This is a genomic window from Methylobacterium sp. WL7 (assembly GCF_008040085.1).
In the GTDB taxonomy this organism is placed as follows: Bacteria; Pseudomonadota; Alphaproteobacteria; order Rhizobiales; family Beijerinckiaceae; genus Methylobacterium; species Methylobacterium mesophilicum.
Window position 1 is genome coordinate 45,319 of record NZ_VRVG01000009.1, and the last position, 24,306, is coordinate 69,624.

The following is a 24,306-nucleotide window of genomic DNA, read 5'->3' on the forward strand; positions in this document are numbered from 1 at the left end:
TGATCCCGCTGAAGGCCATTTGGCTCGCGTCAGCCTGAGCGCCCGTTCGGACAGCATCTTTGCAACCGAACCACACTGTGCCCCTGGAGATCCAGGAATTTCCAGGCCATAGGCGAGCATCGCTGGCTGCCCTGCCGCTTCGATCTTTTGGTGTGACGGATCAAATCCGGTCGCGGATTGTCAGTTGGGCGAAATTCTTGCGGACGAGGACAGGCCTGTGAGCGTTGGATTGATCGCCCTGCTGGACGATGTCGCGTTCATGGTCAGGGCGGCGGCGGCATCCCTCGACGATGTGGCGGGTCAAGCCGCCAAGGCCGGAACGAAGGCGGCCGGCGTCGTCATCGACGATGCGGCGGTTACGCCGCGCTACGTCGTCGGTTTTGCGGCGGAGCGCGAACTGCCGATCGTCGGCAAGATCGCCGTGGGATCGCTCCGGAACAAGCTCCTGTTCCTGTTGCCGGGCGCGCTCGCGCTCAGCGCCTTCGCGCCCTGGGCGATCACACCGCTCCTGATGCTGGGCGGCGCGTACCTCTGCTACGAGGGCACCGAAAAGGTCTACGAGGCCCTCTTTCCGCATCACGGGCATGATGCGGAAGGCGGGGGCGACACCGGGAGCGACCAAGCCCGGGAAGAAAGCCGGGTGGCGAGCGCCATCAAGACCGACTTCATCTTGTCGGCCGAGATCATGGCGATCACCCTGGCAGCCCTGCCAGAGGGCAGCTTCTGGATGCGGGCGGCCGTGCTGGCCATCGTCGCCCTGGGAATCACCGTTGGGGTCTACGGCGTGGTCGCGCTCATCGTGAAGGCCGACGACGCGGGCCTTGCGCTCGCCCGCAGCACGGCGGGACCACCGTTCGGAGGCCTCGTCCGCGGTCTCGGGCGCGGCGTGGTCCACGGCATGCCGATCCTGCTCAAGATCCTCGCCTTCGTCGGCACGGCGGCGATGATCTGGGTCGGCGGCGGGATCCTGATGCACGGGATGGAGGCATACGGCCTGTCAGCGCCGGCGCATGCCGCGCACGAGGCCGCGGTGGGTGCGGCCTTATCCGTTCCGTTTGCCGCGGGCATCGTCGAATGGTTGGTCACCGCACTGGCGTCGGGCCTGATCGGCTTGGCGGTCGGCGGATTGTTGATTCCGTTGACGAGCTTCGTCCTGGCACCGGCGTGGCGGACCCTGCGGGGCCTGTGGAGGCGGAGCGTTTGAAGCGAAGCTGCAGTCAGTCGTAGAAGACTTCTTGACGCAATTGGCCGTCCATCTGCCTTGGAAGCATTGAGGTATCGCACGCTTTGAGGGTCTGCCGCGACGTTTGCTTTAAGCCTTACTTGTGAATGGTACCGATAGCAGTAATGGTTGCTCGGCGATCGATAGAAATCGGTATCGAGATGATGCCTGCCGCGGTTGCCGGCCCAGCAGTCAGGTACCACCGGGCGTATCTTGGTCGGTACTGCGCTCAGGCCGGGATACGCATGCCATTCCAGGCGAAGACGCCGCCGGTGTCTTTCGCCCCGAGGCTGTCGAGCACGCGCAGGAGATGGGCTGCGCTCACGTCGGGCTGAACGACACCCTGGGCGGTGGGATCTGACCGGAAAGGCCGCGACAGGTTCGAGGCGACCGTCCCCGGATGCAGGCCGACGACGAGCGCCTCCGGTCGGTTGCGCGCCACTTCGATCGCAAGGGTCCGCAGGATCTGGTTCAACGCCGCCTTCGACGCGCGGTAGGAGTACCAGCCGCCCAAACGGTTGTCCTCGATGGAGCCGACCCGCGCCGACAACGCCGCAAACACGCAGCGTCCCCGGCGCGCCAGCAAAGGCACGAAATGCTTGGCCACGAGGGCCGGGCCAATCGTGTTGACCGAAAAGACGGCGGCCATCGCGGCGGGATCAAGGGCCTTGAACGACTTTTCGGGTGAAACGCCGTCCTGATGAAGGATGCCGGTTGCGACGATGACCAAGCCGACAGGTCCGGTCGCGCCCACACTCTCCGCAGCCGCAGCGATCGTGGCCTCGTCGCCGAGGTCGATCGGAACGGTGCGGACGCCGTGCGGCGCTGACGGCTCCGAACGGGAAAGCGCGAAGACCGGGGCGTAAGCCTCGCTGGCCGCGAGGGCGCACACCAGAGCCCTGCCTATCCCGCCGGAGGCGCCGATGACGACGGCGCTGGTGGATGCGGAAGCCGTCAATGCGAGGCCCCGCCGACGTTCGCGGAGGGTGGGTTTAGCTTGCGGAAGATCAAGCTGAGGTTGTTGGCGGGCATCGCAACGCGCTCGGCGAGGTGGAGCCCGTACGCGCCGGCGGCAGCCGAGACGGCCTCGATGTCGCGCACCTCCCAGGATGGGTTCCGCATGCGCAAGCTCTCGTCGAACGCGGCGTTGCTCGGCGCGGTGTGGGCACCGTCCTCCCGAAACGGACCGTAGAGGTAGAGAATCCCACCCACGGGAAGCGTCGCGCCCGCGCCGGCCATCAGCCCGGTGGCCGCGTCCCAGGGGGCGATATGGATCATGTTGATCGCGACGATTCCGTCCGCCTTGGCCACCGGCCACGGCTGCCCGGCCGCGTCGATCGCCAACGGGGACCGGAGGTTCGACAGGCCGGAGGCTCGCGCATGGGCGAGGATGCTGCGGCGCGCCGCCTCGTCCGGATCGCTGGGCTGCCAGTCGAGGTTTGGCATCGCCCGGGCGAAGTGAACGGCGTGCTCGCCCGATCCGCTGGCGATCTCCAGAACGACGCCGCCGGGCGGAACGACGCGCTTCAGGACTTCGACGATCGCTGCGGCATTGCGGGCAACGGCCGGCGAGTACAGGGCATCCGACATGGGGGGCTTCAAGCGACGATCCCTTGAGGCCGAATGGCCTGCCATCGCAGCATGGCTGTTTTCAGCGGCTCGCGCACCTGCATGATCGGCAGAGGTGTGCTGTTGCCTGGCCACTTCGGTAGCCCCTCAGCGCCTCCGCCAGGATGAGCGCGTCCTCCCCGTCGACGCCGATGCTACGCCCCATCATGCCGATATTCGTAAGCTCGAGGGAAATCAGCGCGGCGCTCAGGCCGCAAGCCGATACCGATCAACCATGCATCCACCGGCCGGACGTACATCACGCGTGCAGATGTGCGCCGCGTGGTCGAGCCGACTTGTCCCACCGCTGGCCTCCGACCGCGCCAGGAGGCAAGTACGAGCTGGTTCAACCAGATCGAACTGGACGGGCTGGCCGGCCCTGCGCTAGACGACGAAGGTTCGCGAGCGAACGCGACCGCCGCTAACGCGCTTGCGGCCTGCGTTCCGGAGTCGTCGGTCCCACCAAACGGGGCGGTGTCCTGAATGCCCCGTCCGGTACGTCACAACCGGACCATGCCGGAAGTGAGACGAAGGCCGCGAGGTCCAAGGCCCTGTGGTCGTTGCTCTGGAACGCTACGCGACCTTGTTGCGACGCGACGTCGATTTCTCAGGCGTGGGCGACACGGCCTTGGCGTGGTCGGCGACCACACGGAGTGCCGCCACCATCGCATCGGCCTGTTCGTCGAGGACCGTTACCGTCCGGCCGTCGCGGGCGCTGCTCCACCCGATGAGCAGGCACGCAAGCCCGGTCGCGACACTCGCGACCAGAGGTGCCGTGAGGAGCGCCGCCAGGGGACTCAGCGGCGCGAGGACGATGGCCGTCACGAGACCGCTACCGATTGCGGCCGCTACCAAGAGGATCATCGGAGGCTCGCCCGACATGCGCGGTAGACCACCTCCACCGACCACCCATTAACCACTATGGCGAAACCGTTAACGAGTGGTTAACGACAAGGTCTGCAGCGACCATCTGCTCTAGATCCCTTCCTATGGCCAAGGTTCGATCAACATCGATCTTCAGCGATTGATAGAGATAGGGGTCGGGTGTCCGGTCACTCCATCAGGTCGGTCAGGGCGCCGATCTCATCGGAGCTTTTCCAGACCGTCTCGCATCCGATCACCTTGTCGGTGGCGTCGAATATCAGTGTGAACTTGTCCGGCACGCGCTCGGTACCGTCGAGCCGGACCCGCACGCCCCACTTCGAGATGTCGTGGATCACGCACGGGATCGCTGCCTCATCGGGTACGGTGATGCGCCCCATCATGTTGATGGAGACGCGACGAGCGGATCTCTGATTGTCCATGGGATCACTCAAGGCGGGCTTACGTTCAGTATAGGCTCGTGATCCTTCGCTGGCGATTTGCACATTACATCAAATTGGACTTATTCGCTTGGGCTGCGGACGATCGACGCGGTGACAGCCTCACCAATTGAGCATAGCATCGAAACGACGTCAGCCTGTGCGCCTCATGGAGGCAGATGTTCGTCCCTCCCGATCAGCGACCTGTCCCGCCCCGGTGGGAGCCGCCGCGCAAACCCTCACGGGATGCCAAGCGGGCCGAGAACGCTGCCGTCACGCTGATCATCCTGATCTCGATCCTCGGTTTGTTCGCGCCGATTGCGGGCGGGACGCTGATCGCCGTGGTAGCCGCCTTGATCAGGCACCTCTCTCCTCACTAAGTTTGAAGAAAACCGGTGTTCCGGCTGAAGCTCGCGACCGATCTGGCCCCTGCCATTTTGGATCGCCCACAGCATGATCGGGTTTCAAGCCGCGGACATCCGTAGCGACCGGTAGGTTGCCCCGCTCGCCACCCTCGGCCGCCTACGCCATGACCCGCACAGGTGCGGCCGGGCACGCGGTCCGTGGCCCTCTGCGTCTGCAACGCGGAGTTGCAGGCGGCATGGCAGGTCTTGGGACCGCCGACGATGGAGCGCACCATCGACCGCCCGTCATTCAAACTTCCGTCGCCGCCTCGCTGGCTGGAGAAGAGCGACCCTGCACGCTGCTTCGGTCAATGCTCGCTACCGCTTGGCGTCGAAAGCGCGTGGCCCTATCGGCTCGCATGAGACGAACAGGCTCGCGAGCCAGAACAGCGTCATAGCCGCAATCGCTGCCCCAGTTCCGACCAACGGGCTGACGATCAGCGCGGCCAGCACGCCGTGTTTCCACATCAGGGCGAGTGCGATGAGCCAGCCGAGGCTCGCTGCGATCGTCACGCGGAAGATGCAGCATTCGGATGCCTGCATGAGGATCTCCTTCCATGTTGCAACCAGTACGTGCAATCATGGATCCCTCACTCAATGTGTTGGATTACTGAGGCGCGGACATCTCGCAAACGCCGTGTTGATCCTGCCACATCGACCCAGGCCGTCCGGGCATCATCGTGCCCCATAGCGCCGTGCGAGGCTTGATATCCCTCCAGTCGCCGCACCCTCAGCCCAGGACGTCGTCCCCGCCATTGCAGCTTCGGCCGTCGCTCGACGAGCGGGAACGAGCTAATCGCGACGGTGAAAACCGATCACGACCGCCGTGTCCTTCGGTGACAGCACCGTCGAACCGGAATCCTTCATTCCCGCACGTTGTTCGGCCGCCGAGCTCGAACATCTCGGTGCGGCCGGTATCGGGTTGATTCTCCGGCGCTTCACGAGCGGCCTCTGGCGCGCTTGAACATGTTGGATCGCTCGACAGATCGCCTCAGTCATCGCGGCGCTGTCGTGAGGAACCTGGCCCATCGGGCGGCCCGCTCACGGGTGGCTGAAATGCGCTACTGAATTGTGGAAACAAATATCTGGCGGTCGCGTGTCCCGTTAAACGCACCTTTACCCTGCCGGAGCCCCCATGAAACGCAGTGCGGCCCGGGCTCGTACTAAGTGAATGATCGACGTGCCCATCGTACCGGCCGAGCCGATGTCCCAGAGCGAGGACGCGCTCACCCACATGTCGCAGGCCGCATTCGTGGCAGCGTGGGAAATTTTTGTGGGAGAGCCACCGGCCATGATGCTTGAAAGCCGATCCGCGATGATCCGGCTTCTGGTCGAAAGCACGCCGGCAGCGCAACTGGAACAGCTCAGCGAGCCTTCACAGACCCATCAGACCCATCAGACCGATTAGACGCCAGTGCGCGCGATTCCCTGACACGCATATCAAGCCCGGGAGCCAGATTCTGGCGCGTAGGCCGTGACGCTAAGCGATACCGGGTCACTCGAAGCCAGGGAACAGACAAGGCCCGCCCGGGTGTTCCCGTAGCGGGCCTGATGCGAGCGCGTCGGCGATGCCGTTCCATTGGCGCTCAGCCCCCCAGCCGATCGCCAGGATCAACCTGCGGTGACATAGTTAACGGTCCGTTGACTATGGCCGACCGACAGATAGGCGCAGGCCGCTGGCGGTTCGGACGACGATCCGGAGCGTTCCACCGTGACCCAACAGCATAATTGCGAGCTACGGCCCGGCATGAGGGCACTGACGTTAGCCGCCCTCTGGAACGTCAACCAACCCAGCGATGGGCCCGCCCAGAATTGATGCGGCGCCGTCGGCTTCACCTCGGCTTGATCCCACTCGCAAGGTTGGATCAATGATCGCCCAGGTCAGCGTCGTGCTCGTCGTCGGCGCCATGACGGGAACGATCTCTGAAACAGGGTAAGCCCGCAGGCCGATCGCCTACGGGCCAGGAATCATCTCAGCAGTTGTCGTCACCCGGCTTCACCGGCTGGCCCTCGGGGGCCTTCTTCTCGCCCTTGTCCGCCATCGTGCCAACTCCGGCGTTGTTCATGGCGCCGACCGTACCAGGGGATTCACCCTTGGCACCTGGCGTCACCTTGGCGGTCGAGCCACCTTCGACGTTCGAGCTGGTATCCTTGGTCGTGGGGCCATTGGTGCTGGTGGTGGTGCCCACCTTGCACGGGGCCGCGAAGGACGTCGTCGCAGTCAGCGCAATGATGGCGACGGCGCCCGTCAGCGTAGCGATGCGTGGCATGGTTCCTCCTGATTTGGTTAAGGAGGAAGAGGCAAGATCGAGCAATAGTTCCGTCGGAGCTTCAGTCTTCGCGGCCGCCTTCGACAGCGCCGTCCGTGGGCTCCAGGAGCCAATCGGGGAGGATCGGGACCAGCTCTCCAGCCACCTCGCCGGCGGTCGTCAATGCCTTTTCCGCCTTAGCTTCCGGACTTTCGGCCCGAACCTCGGCGAACAGTTTACGCGCCAGGCGGTCCAGCTCTTCGTCCGACAAAGTTTGGCTTGGCTCGACCGACATGGGCTTCCTCGTGAAAAGGGTTCCGCCGGCTCTGCCCCGCCGCCCGATCTGAATGCGGGTGGGCGGGACAGTCGCCTATTTCGCCAAACGGACGGGTATCAGCCTGCGATCCGATGAAGAGCGCAGAGTTTGTTGCCGTCCGGGTCGCGGAGATACGCCAAGTACAACCGGCCGGAGCCGCCTTGGCGTTCACCCGGCGGATCTTCCACCGAAGTGCCGCCGTTCGCGACACCTGCAGCGTGCCAGGCTTTTGTCTCCTCCGGGCTGTCCATTGTGAACCCGATGGTGCCGCCATTCGCGCCACTCGCCGGATTTCCGTCGATCGGCTTGCTGATCATCAAGCGTGCGCCTTTGTGCGTGTAGATCAGCCGTCCCCGCGCATCCTCTACGCCGGAGCCCGCTCCGCTCGCGGCGAAGAGTGCATCGTAGAACGCTTTTGATCGCGCCAAATCGTTGCTGCCGACCATGATGTGGCTGAACAAGATTTATCTCCCGACTATGAATGTATGTCGTATCTTGTTGAGAAATTTACTTGCCGCCGCCGCTCTTGTACGCATCGATCGCGCTGCGGCAATTCGGCGACATCTGGCTCATGTTTTTCTTGAAGCAGGCGTCCATCTGCGGGCTATTCGGATCGATGCCGGCGCAGAACGTGATGGCGTCACCCGCACAATAGGTCTGTAGATCCGCATTGCCGCGCTTCGGAGCCTGCGCCGAGGCGGGGACGGCAATGGCGACGAGGCCGAAGGCGATGATGAGCGTGCGCATTTTTGATCCCTAACCGAAGCGGTTCGTAGCGCCCTAACGAACTCAGCGCAGGTTTTATCCCTCCCCGAAGCGGATCTCGCCGCCGCCGCCCTTCCGGGGACGGCATCCAATGGCAATTGCCCCCCCAGTCGATCAGGGTTCGCGCGCGCATCGCGCCCTCGGACAGGCGGCTGCGCCGCGCCCGACGGCCGCCGCCCTAGCCAGCCGACCTTCGCGCCGCGGACCGGTGCTGCGATCTCCTACCGGTAGCCGCCTCCAGGCAACCGGCCATGGAAGGGCGTATTGCGGCAATGTCCCCACGGGCCGCGCCAGTAGCCCGGAGGGCACCCGTTCCCCGCGCGGACCTGATACCAACCGCCCGGGAGAGGACCGGAGTACGGGGTGTTCCGGCAATGCCCCCACGGACCACGCCACGCACCTGGTCCGCAACCACCCGCGACACGGGTAACCGGAGCAGGGCCGCCGAGGTCGGCCGCGATCGGCATCGCATGGGCCGCCGCCAGCGGTAGGGCCGTGAGAGCTGCGGCAACGATCAATGTGCTCATCATTGCCATGATTGATTTCCTCTCTGTCCAATCACTGATGTGCTCGCGCAAGCCGTCGGAACAACCTAAAACTTTGGCGGGCGATGCATAAAATATTGCCCATGCAACGGAATGGTTTTGGAAAAGCAGACAATGCAATGCGATTCAGACAAATAACCGGGCCGGATCGATCGATGATTTTTACGCTCCGAGCCTTGCCGGGCGCTGACCAGCAATCCGAAGGGCCATTTGCCGTCATGTTGCATGCCAAGCCGCCGGAAGGCTCCGCCGGGGCCCTGTAACAGTCACGTCTGCTGGGACCGGCCAGGGAGCCATGGCGCCACAGGGGCGGACCTATCGGGTAGAGCATCTGTTGCCACCTCGGATCCGCCATTGTGGATCAGCGAGGTTTCCAGGTGGCAGAGCGGCATTCCAGTCAAAACGGACAGCACGGTGGTCCCAGCATGCCGATGTTCTGCGGAATCATTGGCGCCACCGGTCTGATGCTGGCAGCGCTAACCGTGCTGATGGCGGGCCAGATGGCGACTTCGCATCGAACCACCGGCCAAGTCGTCGTCGCGTCAGCAGACTCAGGAATGCCTCCGCGGCCTGACGGCCTTTCGTCGAACCTGCAACCGCCAGCCCATGGCACCCGTCCGTAGGAGCGTGCTGTGACCGATTCGACCCGATTGTTGATCGTCTACTACTCACGCAGCGGCAGCGTGGAAGCGCTCGCAGGTGCTGCAGCGGACGCTGCGCGAGAGGCCGGCGCGGAGGTGCGCGTACGCCGCGCGCGCGAAGTCGCCGACGCGGCTTCCATGGCGAAGGTTGACGGGTGGACCGCGAGCGCCACCCGGCAGAACGTCCTGTACGAGGCTCCCACGCATGAGGATGCCGAGTGGGCGGACGCCATCCTGTTCGGCACACCCTGCTATTTCGGAGCGATGGCGACCGAGTTGAAGAATTACCTCGATCTACTCGGTCCGCAATGGAAACGCGGATCGTTGGCCGGCAAGGTCGGCGGTGCCTTCGCAGCCGCATCCTGGCCGCACGGTGGATCCGAAGTCGTCACGCTGTCGCTGTATGCTCCGATGGCGCATCTGGGCATGGTGATCCTCCCGACCGGTTACACCGACGAGGTGATGCTGGAGGCAGGATCACCCTATGGAGCGTCGGCCATCGTAGGTTCGAAGAACCGGCCGCCCCGGATGGAAGACCTCGATGCGGCCCGCCATCAAGGTCGGCGGATGGTGGCGATCGCCGGTGCGTTGATCGCGGCCGGCGAGATGCCGAACCGTCATTCAGGCAGCTAGGCCAAGCCGTCCTTGGCGGCGTGATCAGGGTCGTCCGGTTGGCTTTCGGCGTCCTCGACCACGTCTACGCTTGCGCCCTGGCGCCCAGTGGTGGGATCGGGAGCGTTGACGTTTCGGATCTGCACCGTGGGCGGCACGACGCTCACACCTTGGGATTCGTCGGTTTCCGCCATCACATGCCCTCGAATGTCTACTGAACTCAGCGCTTTGGTGACCGGACCGCTCGGTCAAGCCGATTGCTGCGTTCGGTGGCGCTCATGCCGCCACAGCGCGACGGCGACGCGACGCGCTTCATAGGATCGCCGAAGCGGGGTCCCGAGCCCGCCCTGGCCCTCCGGGGCATAGGCGTACATCAAGACGCCCTCCGGACCGTAGTTTCGACGCATCTCGGCGCGCCAGAGACCGTCTGCGGTCGCAAGGGCCGCCTCAGTCAGAGCGAGGCGGGCACGGTCGGGTGAAGCGGGGGGCTGAGCGATCATCTCGCCCAACGCGCCGATCCTGCAGAGGGTCCCACGATACCGGCCTCAATGGCTTCCGTTTCGATGGCAGGCTCAGGCCGTCCGTCCGATCCCGCGATCGGCAGCAGAAGCTGCCCTGCTTTTCGCGTGCGGACTTGATCGGCGAAGACAAATTTCAAATGAAATAAATATTTTTCATCAATGAAAACAAATCGCACAAATATCAGTTCGCCGTTGCTTTCAGCAACGCCTTCCTCCGAGAACGAGGCGGAGCGAGTGGGCAAGTTCATCCCGCCGGTACGGTTTGTTCAGGACGGGAAGGTCGCCGCGCCCGATCACCTGCCCCTCATCAAGGTTGGCCACGTAACCCGAGGTCAAGAGGACCTTTAGGCCGGGCCGGAGGCGCTGCGCCTCGACGGCAAGCTGCGAGCCGTTCATGCCGCCGGGCATCATCACGTCTGAGAACAGGATGTCGATCCGCTCGACGCCCTGGAGGTGAACGACGGCCTCCGCGGCGTTGCGAGCCACCACCACGCGGTAGTGGAGTTCCTCAAGACTTTCGACGGCCATGCCCAGCACCTGCTCATCATCCTCGACCAGAAGCACGGTGTCGCCTTCGCTGGCCCGACGAAGCGGGAGTGTGCTGCTGCCGGTGCCAACCTCGTCTCCGGCTGGTTCGGCCGAACGCGGGAACAGGAGGCGGAACGTGGTGCCGGCACCCATCTCCGTATCGATGCCGATGAACCCGCCTGCGCTGCGGGTGAAGCCGTAGACCTGGGATAGGCCGAGGCCCGTTCCTTTCCCGACCTCCTTCGTCGTGAAGAACGGTTCGAACACCCGTGCCATCGTCTCGGGGGCGATGCCGCTTCCCTGGTCGATCACAGCCACCTCGACGTAGGCTCCCGGCGGTACGCCCTTGCCGGCCACCGCCGCGGTATCGAGGTGCAGGTTCCGGCTCCGCACGACGATCCGCGAGCCGCCCCCCTCCATCGCGTCGCGAGCGTTGACGACGAGATTCAGGACCGCCGCCTCGAACTGCGCCGGATCGATCCGGATCGGGTCGATGAGGGCATCGAGATCGAGTCGAAGCTCCAATGCGCCGCCGACTGCCCGCTCGGCGAGCGGTTTGAACTCGGTGAGGAGGCGGTTCGGGTTGATGGTCTGTGGCCGCAGCATCTGCCTGCGCGAAAACGCCAGGAGTTGCTGAGTGAGTTGCTCACCGCGCCGCGCCGCGTTCATCGCGGCTTCCGCCAAGCGGACGACGCGTTCCGTGTTCTCGGGCTTGCGGATCATCATGTCGAGACCGCCCACGATGACCGTGAGCAGGTTGTTGAAATCGTGCGCCACGCCCCCGGTCAGCTGCCCGATGGCTTCCATCTTCTGGGCCTGGCGCAGGGCTTCCTCGGTGTTTCGCTGGTCGGTCCTGTCGACGACGATGCCGGCCATACGGATGGGGCTTCCGTCGTCCCCATACTCCACCTGCCCCTTGGCCGCGATCCAGCGGATCGCGCCATCGGTCCGAGACATCCGGTATTCCAGGTCCAACGTCCCGGTCTCGACCGCCAGGGCGAAGGCGGCCTCCACCATGAGCCGATCCTCCGGCACGGTGTGGTTCAGGAATTCGGCCATGCCCCACGACGTGATCGGCACGTCGTAGCCGAAGATCGCATCGTGCCGGCGCGAGCGGCGTGCCGTATCGTTGACGAGATCGAGGTCCCACGACCCCATGCCGGCGGAGTCCAGCGCGAAGGCCAGGGTCTCGCGCGCAGCCTCCACTTCGCGCGTACGCTCCGCGACACGCCGTTCCAAAGTCTCGTTCGCGATGCGCAGCCGCTGCTGGGCGTCCTCGCGTTCCCGGATGTGCTGCCGAGCCTGGTACTGGCGGCGACGGACCCGCAGGGCCGACGAGACCGCGCTGAGGAGCGTTTCAGCGTTGATCGGGCGTTCCAGCAGGACGACGTTGCCGAGACGTTCGATCATGGCGGCGGCCGTGGCGGTGCGGCGTCCGGCCTGCCGCGTCGCCAGCATTATGAAGGGGAAGTCCGACCACGGCGGCTGGGACGAGACCCATGCGTTCAGCGCCGTGGGATCGACATCAAGAAGCGCCTCCTCCGTCACGATCGACGTCGCGACGGGCGTCCGGAGTCCGTCGAGCCATTCGGCGCCATCGCCACAAACGGTGCTGAGAACGTTGGACTTGGCCAGCAATTGCGCCATGACGATCGCGTCGCGTCCGCGCGGAGCAAGGATCAGGACGCGTTCCCCGTGAGAATCAAAGGCCGGCATCACGGCGTTTCCGCCGGCTCGCCGCCGCCGGGGATCAGCGCCACCTTGCCGTCGTAGGTGGGCAGTCCGGACAGGATGCCTTGGAAATCGGTGAGGGCGGCGCCAACCTGAAGGCCGATGGGGGAGAGCTTGAGTTCCCGAATGGTTCGCTCGTGCGCGTTGACGCGGCTTTTCACCACCGAGAGGGCGGTCCGGACCGCGCCACTGGACTCGAAGTACCGGAACAGGAGGATGCCGTCGCTGAGGTAGCTGAGGTCGACGTCCGATCGAACATCGCCGATCACGCCGTGCTGACCGAGAACCAGCAGGGTCGTAGCGCCCTTCTGGTTCAGATAGTTCAGGAGTTCGTGCATCTGCAGGACGAGGTGTTCCTCGCCGGGCATGGCGTGGATGTACGCGTTCAGGCTGTCGAACACGACGAAGCTGGCGTCCCGCCTCTCCACGGTAGCGCGCACTCGGCAAGCGAATTCGCCGGGCGAAAACTCAGCCGGCTCGATCTCGTCGATGACCAGCCGTCCGCTGGAAAGATGAGCGTCGAGGTCCATTCCCAGCGCCCTGGCGCGCGTGAGCATGGTCTGCCGACCCTCGTCGAACAGGAAGTAGGTCGCCTTCTCCCCGCGATCCAAGGCCTCGATCATGCAGCGGACCGCCGTGGTGGTCTTCCCGACCCCGGAGGGACCTAGCAGCAGGGTATTGGTCGAGGGCGCTAGACCTCCGCCCAGGAGAAGGTCGAGTTCATGGGAGCCGGTCGATGCCGGGGTCATATCGAATTTCGCGGCATGGTCGTTCGCAACGAGGCTGGGGAAGACTTCGACGCCACCGGTGTCGAGGACGAAATCGTGCATCCCGCCGTGGAACTTGACGCCGCGCATCTTCAGGACGTTGAGACGCCTGCGCGCGGCGCCGAAACCGCGCCGGATCTGCTCCAGCAAGATCACCCCGTGGGCGATGCTGTGGAGTTGGACGTCGGCGGTCCCGTCATCGAGCAGGAGAACCGTGCATTTCCTGGACGCGAACATCTGTTTCAGGGCCAGGATCTGGCGGCGGTACCGGAGGGGGTTCTGGGCGAGTAGGCGAAGCTCGGACAGGCTGTCGAAGACCACTCGCTGCGGTTTGAGGCTGTCGACGCGTTCGATCACCTCGCGCACGGTTTCTCCGAGCTCGACCTCGGACGGATGCAGGACGGATTGCTCGCTGTCGGGGTCGAGGCCGAGTTCGTTGACGAGTTCGTAGACCTCAATGCCGTCCAGAGACCACCCGTGCGTCCCCGCAGCGAACGAAAGCTCGTCGGCGCTTTCTGACAGGGTGACGTAGAGACCCTTTTCTCCCCGGGCCACGCCGTCGAGAAGGAACTGAAGGCCGACGGTGGTTTTACCGGTCCCGGGCGTCCCTTCGAGCAAGTAGAGGCGGCCGCGCGTCAACCCGCCGTCGAGGATCTCGTCGAGGCCGCCGATCCCCGTCGACAGGATGTCGCGAGGTCGGGGGACGTGCGTCGTAGCGGACTCGGCCATCGGGCCCCATCTGGAGAGCGGCATCCGGCGCCCGCAACGGGAGCTCCTGGGTGCCTTGGGAGACGTATTCCGACGACAACTCCGGCTTGGCGGTTTGGTCCCATCTCAAATGCCGGGACGCGATCCTGAACCGCCGTGCGCGGAACTGACCCGGTGCCTCGATCCTCGTTCCGGGAAGCGGTGCTCGGAGACGTGGCCGGGGCGGGCCCGCAACCACTGCGCGGTCTCCGTGTTGTCGGGGGCACCCGAAGTCCGCATCCCGTCCTTTCGCGGCCTTGCGTCGGCGAGCGCATCCGTTCCCGACAGCGAGCTGCCCATGACCGACTCCCGCACGCTTCCGCCTCATGTCGGCGACGCCCGCCGGCTGGAAGCGCTTCGCGGATACGACATCCTCGACACGCCGCCCGAGAAAGGGTTCGACGATATCGTCGAGCTGGCCCGGCTGATCTGCTCTGCCCCCGTTGCGCTGGTCAGCCTCGTGGCGGGCGACCGCCAGTGGTTCAAGGCAAAGTCGGGGTTCGCCTCGTGCGAAACGTCCCTCGACAAGTCGATCTGCGCGCATGTTCTGGGCGAACCGGACCTTCTGGTCATCCCGGACCTGTCGCTGGACCCCCGCACGCGGGACAACCCGCTCGTCACCGGCGAACCGAAACTCCGCTTCTACGCTGGGGCGCCGTTGGAGGCCGCTGATGGACAGCGTCTCGGCAGCCTCTGCGTGATCGACTTGGCTCCCCGACCGGGCGGTCTCACGGACCAACAGTCGGCGGCCCTGCGCGCGCTCGCCGGGCAGGTCATGTCCCAGATGGAGTTGCGCCGCTCGGTCGCCGAGCGCGAGAGCCTTCTCTCCGGCCAAGCCGCGCTGATCGATCAGCAAAACGCGCTGATCGCCGCCCAGGCCGCCGTGACCCAGGCGGCGGGGGACCGCGACGTCATTCTCGATACCCTCGTGGCTGGCGTCATGGCCGCAGTCTCCCAGGCCGAAGGTGCGGTGATCGAACTCCTCGAGGGCGACGAACTGGTCTACCGCTCGGCACGCGGTGCGCTCGACTCCCACGTGGGGCTGCGCGTCCCGATCGCAGGAAGCCTCTCGGGTCACTGCCTGATGAATGCCAAACCGGTGCTCTGCCCGGACCTGCTCGTCGATCCCCGTGTCAGGCGCGACCTCGTCGAAGCCCTCGGCGCCCGCTCGGCGGTCTGCGTCCCGATCCTCCGCGGGGGCGAGGCCGTCGGCGTCCTGAAGCTCCAGTCCAGCCACCCCGATGCCTTCACAGGCCTCGACCTGCACGTCGCCTCGCTGTTCGCCGGCACCATCCCGGCCGGGTTGGCGGAAGCCGGCGAGGCCGAGGCGCGCCGGGGCCTGCGGGCGGGCGAGGCCACCCTGCGGACGGTGATGGAGACGCTCCCCGTCGGCGTCCTCATCGCGGAGGCTCCGTCCGGACGCATCGTCGATCACAATGCCCGCGCCGGAGTCATTCTCGGGCACGCGGTGGGGGCCGATCCGACCGGCGAGCAGCCGAAGCGCTGGGTCGGGTTCCACGCTGACGGCCGCCGGGTCGAACCTAATGAATGGCCGCTGGACCGGGTGGCGCGGGGCGGGGAGCCGCGCGCGGAACTCGAAGTCGATTACCGCCGCGGCGACGAGACCCGCGCCTGGGTCGGATTCTCGGCCGTGCCGATGCGCGACATCGACGGTCGCCGCATCGGCGCCGTCATGGTGGTGACCGACATCGACGGACGCAAGCGAGACGAGCTGCATCTGGCTGCCGCCAAGCAAGCCGCGGAGGACGCCAACCGGGCCAAGAGCGAGTTCCTCGCCAACATGAGCCACGAGCTTCGGACCCCGCTTTCGGCGGTGATCGGCTACTCCGAAATGTTGCAGGAGGAGATGGAGGACGGCGGCCACGACGACCTGCTGCCCGACATGCGGAAGATCGAAGCGAACGCCCGCCACCTCCTCGGGCTCATCAACGACGTGCTCGACCTCTCGAAGATCGAGGCCGAGCGCATGGAGACCTTCGTCGAGGACTTTGCCGTCGATGCCATGGTGCGCGACGTCGCGACGACGGTGGAATCCCTCGTTTCCGCCAAGGGGAACGCCTTATCCTTGGACCTCGCCGCCGACCTCGGCGACGCGCGCACCGACGTGACCAAGCTGCGCCAATGCCTGATCAACCTCCTGAGCAACGCAGCCAAGTTCACGGAAGGCGGACGGATCACCCTGTCGGCGGAACGGGGCGAACGCGACGGCGTCGATTGGCTGAACTTTCGGGTGAGCGACACCGGAATCGGCATGAGCCCGGATCAGCAGGCACGGCTGTTCGAGCGGTTCACGCAGGCCGACGCCTCGACCACGCGGAAGTTCGGCGGCACGGGGCTCGGCCTCTCCATCACACGGGCGTTCGCATCCATGCTGGGCGGCGCCATCGCGGTGGCCAGCGAGACGGGGCGTGGGACGACCTTCACGGTGTCGGTGCCGGCGCGCATCGCCGGAACGAACGACGCGCCGCAGGTGGATGAGGATGCCGGCCCGCCCCTGTCGGAAGACGCATCCGGGCAGGGCCTCGTCCTCGTCGTGGACGACGATCCTGCAACGCGCGATCTCCTGACGCGCTTCCTGAAGCGCGACGGGTTCCAGGTTGCGGCCGCCATCAACGGCAGGGAGGGCTTGGAGATGGCCCGCAGCCTGAGGCCCCGGGTCATTCTTCTCGACGTGACCATGCCGCAGATGGATGGATGGTCGGTCCTCCGTGCGCTCCGTGGCGATGCCGAACTCGGGAACACGCCGGTCATCATGGTGACGGTCCTGGGCGAGCGGAACCTGGCGTTCTCGCTCGGCGCCACGGACTACCTGCAGAAACCGGTGGACTGGGACGAACTCCATGGTGTGATGGACCGCTTCCGTCCCCAGGACCACGAAGGTCCTCTGCTGGTCATCGATGACGATGACGACACGCGCGAGCGGATGTCGGCGAGACTGGCCCGGGAAGGTTGGCGGATCGTCGCCGCCCAGAATGGCAAGGTCGGGCTCGCCGCCGTCGCAGCCGAGCGGCCCTGCCTCGTCCTGCTCGACCTCATGATGCCCGAGATGGACGGCTTTACGTTCCTGAGCACCCTGCGGGCGAAGCCGGAATGGGGCTCGATCCCAGTCGTCGTGCTGACCGCCAAGGATGTCGACGGCGAGGACCGCCGGCGACTGGCGGGGCAGGCCGACCGCGTCCTGCGCAAGGGCGAAGTCGGCCTCGACGAATTGCCCGCGCTGCTGCGCTCGGTGGTCACGTAGGCCGGGGCGGCGCCGGCAAGGCCCACAGACGCGATCGCGCGCTGTCGAGCCTCTGGCGCGCGAGCCGTTCCCGATCACGTTGCGGCCGGGAACGCCTCTAACGGCTTGATGTAACGGGCTCGCTCGCCGCCGAACCGGTTTCCACGTTGGCAGCGAGCGCTCTACCCGGAAGCGAACCTTCACGATTCGGAGATCGTCCGAAGACCGCTGCCGTTCGGTGTTACGACCGACCCCCACGCACCGGAAGTCTTATGGTCCACACCGGATACAATCCTCTCCTCGTCGCGCTCTCCATCGTTATCGCGGTTTTCGCCTCGTACGCAGCCCTCGATCTCGGCGCGCGGGTCCGGCGCCCCGACGCTGGACCCCGCTGGGCCTGGGGCGCCGGCGCCGCGGTAGCGATGGGCGGCGGCATCTGGTCGATGCATTTCGTCGGCATGCTCGCCTTCGAGATGGGGATGGTTGCCGCCTACGATCTCGGACTGACCCTATTGTCTCTCCTGATCGCGGTGGGCGTCACCGCCGGGGCCTTCGCCTGGGTCGCACGCAAGGGAACCGGCGCGGGTTCGCTCCTGGTTGCGGGCCCGCTCATGGGCCTTGGCGTCGCGGCGATGCATTACACCGGCATGGCGGCGATGCGGGTCCCCGGCAACCTCGCCTACGACCCGGCCGTGGTGGCGGTGTCGGTCGCCATCGCGGTCGTGGCCGCAACCGCCGCCCTGTGGCTCACCTTCCGCCGCAACCGGCCCTGGCAGAAGCTCGCCGCCGCCTGCGTCATGGGGCTGGCGGTCGCCGGGATGCACTACACCGGGATGGCCGCGGCGACCTTCACCGCGCAGGAGGCCGGTGCTCACGCGCCCCACGTGGCCTCCCTGTCGGCGGGCCAGCGCGACCTCGCTTTGGCGGTGGCAGGCGTCACCTTCCTCATCCTGTTCCTGGCGATGATCGCCTCGTCGCTCGACCAGCGCGGGGTGCAGCGCCGCCTGCACGTCAGCGAGGCGCGCTTCCGCTCCGCGGTCCGGGCCGTGAACGGCGTGATGTGGACCACCGACGCCACGGGGCGCTTCGTCGAGGAGCAGGCGGGATGGGCCGCCATCACCGGGCAGGCGCCGGAGAGCTACATGGGCACGGGGTGGGCCGAGGCGATCCATCCCGAGGACGTCGCCGCGACGGTCGCGACCTGGACCCAGGCGCTGCGTGACCAGGCCCCCTACACGGTCGAGCATCGCGTGCGCACTGCCGACGCGGGTTGGCGCCGCTACGTGGCGCGCGCGGTGCCGGTGCGCGATGCAGACGGCACGATTCGGGAGTGGGTGGGTGTCCACGAGGATATCACCGAGCGCCACGCGTTCGAGGTCGCCCTCGAGGAGGCCCGGGACGCCGCCGAGGAGCACAGCCGGGCGAAGAGCCGGTTCCTGGCCAACATGAGCCATGAACTTCGCACGCCGCTCTCGGCCGTGATCGGCTATTCCGAGATGCTGGAGGAGGAGGCGGAGGAACTCGGGCAGGAGAGCCTCCTGAAGGATCTCGGCAAGATCAAGTCGAACGCCCAGCACCTCCTTGGGCTGATCAACGACGTGCTCGACCTGTCGAAGGTCGAGGCCGAGAAGATGGAACTCTATCCCGAGGACATCGACGTCGCCGCGTTCGTCGCGGATGCGGCCGCCACGGTCGAAGCCCTGGTGAAGAAGAAGGGAAACGTCCTCGTTCTCGACGTGGCCGACGGTGTGGGCCAGGCCCGAACGGACGCAGTGAAGCTTCGCCAGTGCCTGTTCAACCTGCTCTCGAACGCCGCCAAGTTCACCGAGGGCGGCATCATCACCCTGGAGGCGGCACGGGAGCCGGGACCGCGCGGCGACTGGCTCCGGTTCACGGTGCGGGATACCGGCATCGGCATGAATCCCGAGCAGGTCGGCCGCCTGTTCGAGCGGTTCACGCAGGCCGACGAGAGCACTACGCGCAACTACGGCGGGACCGGCCTCGGGCTGGCGCTCAGCCGCGCCTTCGCCCAATTGCTCGGCGGCGACATCACCGTGACGAGCGCGTCAGGCGAGGGAACGAGCTTCACCCTGCGCGTGCCGGCGGCGGCACCGGAGCGGACGGTCGATGACGGGCCTGATGCGGTGCCGGAGAACGGCGAACGTACGGACGACTTGGTGCTCGTCATCGACGACGAGGCATCCCAGCGCGAACTCATGACCCGGTTCCTCGAACGCCAGCGCTTCTCCGTGCGCACGGCCGGGGACGGGCGCACCGGCCTCGATCTCGCCCGGTCGCTCAAGCCCCGCGCCATCCTCCTCGACGTGATGATGCCCGAGATGGACGGTTGGTCGGTGCTCGCGGCCCTCAAGTCGGACCCCGAGACTGCTGGCATCCCGGTGGTCATGGTGAGCTTTGTCGCCGACGCGACGCTCAGCGCCTCGCTCGGGGCCGTAGAAGCCGTGCCGAAGCCGGTGGACTGGGCACGCCTTCGGACGATCCTGGACCAGTTCCGGGCCGCGGACGGCGACGTCTTGGTGGTCGACGACGACGCGGATATGCGGCACCGCCTCCGCACCGCCCTCGAACGCAACGGCTGGAGCGTCCGCGAGGCCGGCGACGGCCGTGAGGCGCTGGATCAGGTCGGGCTCGGCGTGCCGCGCCTCATCCTCCTCGACCTCACCATGCCGGTGATGGACGGGTTCTCGTTCCTCGACCGTCTGAGAAGACTGCCGGGTTGCGCCGACGTGCCGGTGGTGGTCCTCAGCGCCCGGGATGTCACGGCCGAGGAGCGCGACCGGTTGTCGAAGGCCGACCGCGTCCTGCGCAAGGGCGATGCCAGCCTCCAGGACATCGCCACCGCATTGCGCAAGCTCGACAACCGCCAGGAAACCAGCTCGACTCAAGACAACTGATGCGACGGCCGTCCGAAGCTTGCTGCCGGGAAGCAGATCCCCATCATTCACGCAGGGTCTGATCACCTATCTGGTCGACCTTGCCCGCGCGAAAGGTCTGCTGGTTATATCGGACACGGAACAAGGCGCTGGGCGGCAGGCCCTGTCCGCGACGTTACGTCCCCGTATCGGTCTGCATTGGAGAGGCAGACGGCAGGCGCCCGATATCACGCGGTCTCCGAGGACGGCATCTCAGAGCGCGAGATCGCGGAAGGTGTCGGTGGCCACAGTGTCGCCGAATGAGACGGCCGGTCATTTCGGATGGTTGGGAGCGCTCGTCGGCCTCGACAAGGCGGCATCGAGCGCACTGATGCGAGCCCGGCTTGACTGGCATCCCATCGGACGCGGTGTGCTCGCCGACCTGGCGCGTATGGATCATGCCCGTCACTCTGCGGAAGTTGAGATTGCCGCGTTTGTGCAGACGTTTCGGTGGCTTGGCTGAACCGGAGTTCGGATGACGGGCTCGGCCGGGTCTCCTGCTCGTAGACGCCGGGTGCGCAATATCCGAGCGCCGAGGTGTGGCACTCCCGGTTTCATAAGCCCTCGAAGCCCGTGAAGCGGGAGATCCGCGTGTCGGCCTGCGAGCATGGTCGGTTGCCGCTGATCGAAATGGTGAGGTGCCACCAAGCCGAGGCAACCGCACATCCGGGCCTGCGATCAATGGCTCTTCTGAAGCCGCTTGGTTCTCGCGGCCTCGCGCAGGGACGGCGCGCTCCGCATCTCGGATCCCAAATGTCGTCGCAGCGTGAGCGCGAGTGCAGTCGAACGCCAGGGTCGGCGTGCGACATCCACGATGGGGACGGCTGAGAGGACCTCCGGCCTCACTGTGTCTGCGGCCGAGAGCGAGAGGACGATCGGACGGTTCACGATCGCGGCGGCCCGGCGGGCGAAGGCGAGACCCAACGGACCCGACGGCCTGTTTTCGACGATCAACAGGTCGAAGCGCTCGGGCTCCGCGCGCAGGGCCGCCAGCGCTGCCTCCGTATCGGTGTAGCCGATGGGCTCGTAGCCCAGTGCCGCAAGGGTCTCCTCATCTTCCTGCACGGCCGCGCGCACGCCCCCGACAACCATGACGGTTGCGCCGGCGACCGAGGTGGCGGTTTCTGCCTGCGGGATCACGGGCAACCACACCTCGAACGTGCTGCCCTCCCCCACCGCGCTGCGCACGTCGAAGGCCCCGTCCTGCTCCTGGACGAACTCGAAGGCGGTGGCGAGCCCGAGCCCGGTCCCGGCCGGACGGGTGGTGAAGAAGGGCTCGAAGATGCGTGCGAGCGTGCCCTCATCCATCCCGCGGCCGGTGTCGGACACGCGGATCCGGGCGTACTCGCCGGATGGCAGCTCACCATGGGAGACGGTTCGCCGCTCGGGTAGCCGGACGCGCTCGAGCCGTACGTCAACCGGCGCGCCCGGTTCGGAGGCCTGCATGGCATTACGGATGAGGTTGTGGACCACCTGCTGCAGCTGTGCCGGCTCGCCATCGACGATCGCGCCTTCGGCAGCCCCCGTCAGGCGGAGCGTGGTCGGGTCGGCGGTCGAGGTTCGGATCTGCGCCACCGTCTCGGACACGATCGCATCGACCGCGCTCGTGATCTGGGTGGCGCCGCCCCGTCGCCCGTAATCGAGGATCTGCGCCGCGATCTCGTGCGCGCGGCCACCCGCCTGGACCAGAAGGTCGATCTGCGTGCCGGCCCGTCGCGGATCGGCCGGCAGGGCGTCCGCGGCGATCTCGGCATGGCCGAGCATCACGTTGAGCACGTTGTTGATGTTGTGCGCCACGCCACTCGCGAAGATCCCGATCGCTTCGAGCCGTTGCGCGCGCCGAAGGGTCGTCTCGATCTCGCGGCGCTCCGCCCAGACGTGCTGCCGCTCCAGTGCGGCCCCGAAGCTGTCGGCGACGACCTGCAGCAGGCCTCGCGAATGCCGCATCCAGGGTGGCAGGGTGCTGCTCGTGCGCTCAAAGCACAGCACGCCGACGATTTTGCCCTGCCGGCGCATGCGCGCGCACGTGAATGTGGTGACCCCACGCTGCGCGAGGGCCAGAAGCAGGGCCGGAGGGCCATGCCCGGCCGCCGTTTCGATGAAGATGTAGTCTTCCGGGGCGGCCGTGATATCGGGCATGAGGGCCCGTTGCGCATCCGGCCATCCGCATGGGGCCCGATGCCCGGGCCGATTCCAGAGGTGCACCGCATCCGTGCCGTCCAGCATGAGGACGTAGCAATGGTCCGTCCCAGCTCCCTCTCCCACGATGGCCATGGCATCGACGATGTGCGCTTCGATCTCGTCGGGCTGGCTGGCGAGGAAGAGGTTTGTGGCCTGCGCCACGACGGCTTGGAAAACGATCGTCCGGCGCAGGATCACGGTGCCGGCCCGCATCAGGAAGCCGACCCGAACCACCAGCGCGAGCAGCGCCAGAGCCGCTGCGTAAAGGGCGAGGCGGAAGCCGTCCGCGCGCGCCTGCCGCCGGTCCTTGAGAGTGCGGCGGGCCTCCAGAAGGGCTTGCCGCGCCGCCTCGCTCGACGCTGCCGGAAGTGAAAGGGTGACGGTGTCGACCTGCGGCAGCAGATCAAGGAGTTGACGGCCGTGCAGGACGATGGCGTCGATGTCCGCACCCCTGTCCGCCGCCCAGGGGGCCGCGGCCAGGGCGTCGAGCCGGGCACGGATGGCGTCGAGGCGCTCGGGGCTCGAGTCCCGGGCAAGCTCCGAGACCCGGATCTGCAGCGCGGCGACCGCGCGGGCGAGACGGGGATCGATATCCGGCTCCGACATTCGGTCGCTGAGGGAGTCGAAATAGGCGATCGAGTTCTGCACGAGGGCGTTGCCGGTCTTGAAGCGCTCGACCATCTGCGCCTCCCGGGCGATCGCCTCGGCCAGGGCGCGCATTTCACCATCGTCAAGCCCGTTCGTGGCGCGCATCCCGGTCAGCGCCGCCCGCATGTCCCGGAGGTGAGCTACGATCGGATCGTAGTTGCGCAGGAGCCCGGTCCGGGCCCGGAGCACGTCGTGCTGCATCCGGGATTCCGCGAGGGCGATGGCGTCGACCGTTCGCTGGGTCCGCACGTAGGCGGCGTCCATCTCGCCCTTGCCGTTGATCATCAGCCACGTGAGAAGCGCGGCCAGCAACGCGCCGAGGATGGCGGCCTGCGCGGTCAGCCTCACGGCTTCGGCGCGGCGCCGGGCGCGTCTGGAGCCATGAGGGGTCGTCCCGCGTAGGAGCCGGTCAGGGTTCCGAGGAACGCTACGATCGCGCCCGTCTGCGAGGCCGTCAGTTCCCGACCGAGCTGGACCCGGGCCATGAGCCGCACCGCCTCGGGCAGCGTGGCGACGCCGCCATCGTCGAAGTAGGGGGCCGTGACCGCGACGTTGCGCAGGCTGGGTACCCGCAGCACCTCGGCGGCCTTGTTGGGGATCGGGACGAAAATCCCGACCTTCTCGAACAGGTTGCCGCCGACATTGACGCCTTGGTGGCAGGCGGCGCAGCCGATTCCCCGGAACAGGGCGAAGCCCGCCCGCTCCGCTTCGGTGATGGCGTGGGTATCGCCGCGCAGCCACCGGTCGAAGCGGCTGTCGGGGGTGAGCAGGCTGCGCTCGAAGCTGTTGATCGCGTCGATCACCGCCTCCCGATCAGCCTCCCGGCCGTAGGCGGCGCGAAACGGACCGGCGAGCGCCGGATCGTCGCGGATCACCGCCAGGATATCCGGCCAGGATCCGCCCAGGAATTCCGGCCGGGTCAGGGCGAGTTCGGCTTGGTCCTGCAGGGTCGGGATGTCGCCCGCCCAGCCGAGGCGGAAGCTCAACGCCGCATTGAAGGCTGTAGGCGTGTTGCGCGGTGCGGGCGTGCCATCGGCGGTGAGATTTCGCGGAACCGCGCTGGCGCCGTTGCTGCGGATGTCATGGCAGGTGATGCAGGCCCGGTCGCCTCCGCGCGATAGCCGGGTGTCGGCGAACAGCATCCGGCCGATGGCGATCCGGCCCGGATCCGCGCCGAGGCTGCTCGGGACCGGCGTGATCACGCCCAGCGCCTCAACGGCCTCGGCCGGCATCGGGCCGCCGACCGGCCGCTCCTGGGCGAATGGCGGCAGGACCGCCAGGGCGCTGCCGACGAGGCCAGCCGCGAGAGCGGCGGCGGGGGACCGGGCCGAGCGCGGCGGGGCCAC

Annotated in this window: 22 protein-coding genes; 6 read left to right on the forward strand and 16 right to left on the reverse strand. The window is 66.7% G+C overall.

Features of this window, described 5'->3' with window-relative positions:
* The first annotated feature begins 217 nt into the window (after nucleotides 1-217).
* Nucleotides 218-1,204, forward strand: coding sequence for a DUF808 domain-containing protein (locus FV233_RS04475; RefSeq protein WP_147896720.1), 987 nt, complete (start codon nucleotides 218-220; stop codon nucleotides 1,202-1,204).
* Between the two features lie 247 nt (nucleotides 1,205-1,451).
* Here FV233_RS04475 and FV233_RS04480 read toward each other — a convergent pair whose 3' ends face one another.
* The 6 genes from FV233_RS04480 to FV233_RS04510 all read right to left on the reverse strand — a co-directional run bounded on the left by FV233_RS04480 (nucleotide 1,452) and on the right by FV233_RS04510 (nucleotide 5,078).
* On the reverse strand, nucleotides 1,452-2,180 hold the full coding sequence (locus tag FV233_RS04480; RefSeq protein ID WP_147896721.1) for an SDR family NAD(P)-dependent oxidoreductase: 729 nt from the start codon (nucleotides 2,178-2,180) through the stop codon (nucleotides 1,452-1,454).
* Nucleotides 2,177-2,812: a DUF938 domain-containing protein gene (locus tag FV233_RS04485; RefSeq protein ID WP_147896746.1), complete on the reverse strand. Its 636-nt coding sequence runs from the start codon at nucleotides 2,810-2,812 to the stop codon at nucleotides 2,177-2,179. Before FV233_RS04485 ends, FV233_RS04480 begins: the two co-directional genes overlap by 4 nt.
* A 591-nt stretch (nucleotides 2,813-3,403) precedes the next feature.
* Entirely contained in the window at nucleotides 3,404-3,694 is a 291-nt protein-coding gene (locus tag FV233_RS04495; protein ID WP_147896722.1) for a hypothetical protein, read from the reverse strand.
* A gap of 188 nt (nucleotides 3,695-3,882) precedes the next feature.
* A complete protein-coding gene (locus tag FV233_RS04500) occupies nucleotides 3,883-4,134 on the reverse strand; it encodes a PilZ domain-containing protein (RefSeq protein WP_147852864.1) in 252 nt (83 codons plus the stop codon).
* A 236-nt stretch (nucleotides 4,135-4,370) separates the two neighbouring features.
* Nucleotides 4,371-4,586 (reverse strand): hypothetical protein, encoded by a 216-nt coding sequence (locus FV233_RS04505; RefSeq protein ID WP_147896723.1) that lies wholly within the window; start codon nucleotides 4,584-4,586, stop codon nucleotides 4,371-4,373.
* 267 nt (nucleotides 4,587-4,853) lie between these two features.
* Nucleotides 4,854-5,078: a hypothetical protein gene (locus tag FV233_RS04510; protein WP_147852839.1), complete on the reverse strand. Its 225-nt coding sequence runs from the start codon at nucleotides 5,076-5,078 to the stop codon at nucleotides 4,854-4,856.
* 628 nt (nucleotides 5,079-5,706) lie between these two features.
* On the opposite strand from FV233_RS04510, the gene FV233_RS04515 reads away from it, so the two are divergent.
* Nucleotides 5,707-5,943, forward strand: a complete 237-nt coding sequence (locus FV233_RS04515) for a hypothetical protein (RefSeq protein ID WP_147896724.1) — start codon at nucleotides 5,707-5,709, stop codon at nucleotides 5,941-5,943.
* Nucleotides 5,944-6,508: 565 nt separating this feature from the next.
* Here FV233_RS04515 and FV233_RS04520 read toward each other — a convergent pair.
* The 4 genes from FV233_RS04520 to FV233_RS04535 form a co-directional block, all read right to left on the reverse strand.
* Nucleotides 6,509-6,805, reverse strand: coding sequence for a hypothetical protein (locus FV233_RS04520; protein ID WP_147852841.1), 297 nt, complete (start codon nucleotides 6,803-6,805; stop codon nucleotides 6,509-6,511).
* A 61-nt stretch (nucleotides 6,806-6,866) separates the two neighbouring features.
* Nucleotides 6,867-7,079 (reverse strand): hypothetical protein, encoded by a 213-nt coding sequence (locus FV233_RS04525; RefSeq protein WP_147896725.1) that lies wholly within the window; start codon nucleotides 7,077-7,079, stop codon nucleotides 6,867-6,869.
* A 98-nt stretch (nucleotides 7,080-7,177) separates the two neighbouring features.
* Nucleotides 7,178-7,561, reverse strand: coding sequence for a VOC family protein (locus tag FV233_RS04530; RefSeq protein WP_147896726.1), 384 nt, complete (start codon nucleotides 7,559-7,561; stop codon nucleotides 7,178-7,180).
* A gap of 46 nt (nucleotides 7,562-7,607) precedes the next feature.
* Nucleotides 7,608-7,847: a 3',5'-cyclic-nucleotide phosphodiesterase gene (locus tag FV233_RS04535; protein WP_147852843.1), complete on the reverse strand. Its 240-nt coding sequence runs from the start codon at nucleotides 7,845-7,847 to the stop codon at nucleotides 7,608-7,610.
* A 1,195-nt stretch (nucleotides 7,848-9,042) separates the two neighbouring features.
* Here FV233_RS04535 and wrbA point away from each other — a divergent pair.
* Entirely contained in the window at nucleotides 9,043-9,684 is a 642-nt protein-coding gene (gene wrbA, locus FV233_RS04545; RefSeq protein WP_147896727.1) for an NAD(P)H:quinone oxidoreductase, read from the forward strand.
* Here wrbA and FV233_RS30155 read toward each other — a convergent pair.
* From FV233_RS30155 to FV233_RS04565, 4 genes are all read right to left on the reverse strand, one after another.
* Entirely contained in the window at nucleotides 9,681-9,857 is a 177-nt protein-coding gene (locus FV233_RS30155; RefSeq protein ID WP_187278048.1) for a hypothetical protein, read from the reverse strand. The two genes, wrbA and FV233_RS30155, sit on opposite strands and share 4 nt — an antisense overlap.
* A gap of 302 nt (nucleotides 9,858-10,159) precedes the next feature.
* Entirely contained in the window at nucleotides 10,160-10,426 is a 267-nt protein-coding gene (locus FV233_RS04555) for a hypothetical protein (protein ID WP_147896728.1), read from the reverse strand.
* A complete protein-coding gene (locus tag FV233_RS04560; protein WP_147896729.1) occupies nucleotides 10,383-12,428 on the reverse strand; it encodes an ATP-binding protein in 2,046 nt (681 codons plus the stop codon). Before FV233_RS04560 ends, FV233_RS04555 begins: the two co-directional genes overlap by 44 nt.
* Nucleotides 12,428-13,939 (reverse strand): ATPase domain-containing protein, encoded by a 1,512-nt coding sequence (locus FV233_RS04565; RefSeq protein ID WP_147896730.1) that lies wholly within the window; start codon nucleotides 13,937-13,939, stop codon nucleotides 12,428-12,430. Before FV233_RS04565 ends, FV233_RS04560 begins: the two co-directional genes overlap by 1 nt.
* Before the next feature lie 316 nt (nucleotides 13,940-14,255).
* Between FV233_RS04565 and FV233_RS04570 the strand changes: the two genes are divergently transcribed.
* The 3 genes from FV233_RS04570 to FV233_RS04580 all read left to right on the forward strand — a co-directional run bounded on the left by FV233_RS04570 (nucleotide 14,256) and on the right by FV233_RS04580 (nucleotide 20,594).
* Entirely contained in the window at nucleotides 14,256-17,219 is a 2,964-nt protein-coding gene (locus tag FV233_RS04570; RefSeq protein WP_187278049.1) for a response regulator, read from the forward strand.
* Nucleotides 17,220-17,470: 251 nt separating this feature from the next.
* Nucleotides 17,471-20,113, forward strand: coding sequence for an MHYT domain-containing protein (locus tag FV233_RS04575; protein ID WP_147896732.1), 2,643 nt, complete (start codon nucleotides 17,471-17,473; stop codon nucleotides 20,111-20,113).
* 259 nt (nucleotides 20,114-20,372) lie between these two features.
* Entirely contained in the window at nucleotides 20,373-20,594 is a 222-nt protein-coding gene (locus tag FV233_RS04580) for a hypothetical protein (RefSeq protein ID WP_147896733.1), read from the forward strand.
* 215 nt (nucleotides 20,595-20,809) lie between these two features.
* On the opposite strand, the gene FV233_RS04585 is transcribed toward FV233_RS04580, so the two are convergent.
* Nucleotides 20,810-23,308, reverse strand: coding sequence for a two-component system VirA-like sensor kinase (locus tag FV233_RS04585; RefSeq protein ID WP_147896734.1), 2,499 nt, complete (start codon nucleotides 23,306-23,308; stop codon nucleotides 20,810-20,812).
* Nucleotides 23,305-24,306 (reverse strand): cytochrome c peroxidase, encoded by a 1,002-nt coding sequence (locus FV233_RS04590; protein WP_147896735.1) that lies wholly within the window; start codon nucleotides 24,304-24,306, stop codon nucleotides 23,305-23,307. Before FV233_RS04590 ends, FV233_RS04585 begins: the two co-directional genes overlap by 4 nt.

Coding starts and splice junctions, on each gene's coding strand:
- FV233_RS04570 (WP_187278049.1), top strand. CDS start 14,256: ATGACCGACTCCCGCACGCTTCCGCCTCATGTCGGCGACGCCCGCCGG.
- FV233_RS04565 (WP_147896730.1), bottom strand. CDS start 13,939: ATGGCCGAGTCCGCTACGACGCACGTCCCCCGACCTCGCGACATCCTG.
- FV233_RS04520 (WP_147852841.1), bottom strand. CDS start 6,805: ATGCCACGCATCGCTACGCTGACGGGCGCCGTCGCCATCATTGCGCTG.
- FV233_RS04510 (WP_147852839.1), bottom strand. CDS start 5,078: ATGCAGGCATCCGAATGCTGCATCTTCCGCGTGACGATCGCAGCGAGC.
- FV233_RS30155 (WP_187278048.1), bottom strand. CDS start 9,857: ATGGCGGAAACCGACGAATCCCAAGGTGTGAGCGTCGTGCCGCCCACG.
- FV233_RS04485 (WP_147896746.1), bottom strand. CDS start 2,812: ATGTCGGATGCCCTGTACTCGCCGGCCGTTGCCCGCAATGCCGCAGCG.
- FV233_RS04525 (WP_147896725.1), bottom strand. CDS start 7,079: ATGTCGGTCGAGCCAAGCCAAACTTTGTCGGACGAAGAGCTGGACCGC.
- FV233_RS04560 (WP_147896729.1), bottom strand. CDS start 12,428: ATGCCGGCCTTTGATTCTCACGGGGAACGCGTCCTGATCCTTGCTCCG.
- FV233_RS04515 (WP_147896724.1), top strand. CDS start 5,707: ATGATCGACGTGCCCATCGTACCGGCCGAGCCGATGTCCCAGAGCGAG.
- FV233_RS04535 (WP_147852843.1), bottom strand. CDS start 7,847: ATGCGCACGCTCATCATCGCCTTCGGCCTCGTCGCCATTGCCGTCCCC.
- FV233_RS04505 (WP_147896723.1), bottom strand. CDS start 4,586: ATGCTGTGGGCGATCCAAAATGGCAGGGGCCAGATCGGTCGCGAGCTT.
- FV233_RS04575 (WP_147896732.1), top strand. CDS start 17,471: ATGGTCCACACCGGATACAATCCTCTCCTCGTCGCGCTCTCCATCGTT.
- FV233_RS04500 (WP_147852864.1), bottom strand. CDS start 4,134: ATGGACAATCAGAGATCCGCTCGTCGCGTCTCCATCAACATGATGGGG.
- FV233_RS04495 (WP_147896722.1), bottom strand. CDS start 3,694: ATGATCCTCTTGGTAGCGGCCGCAATCGGTAGCGGTCTCGTGACGGCC.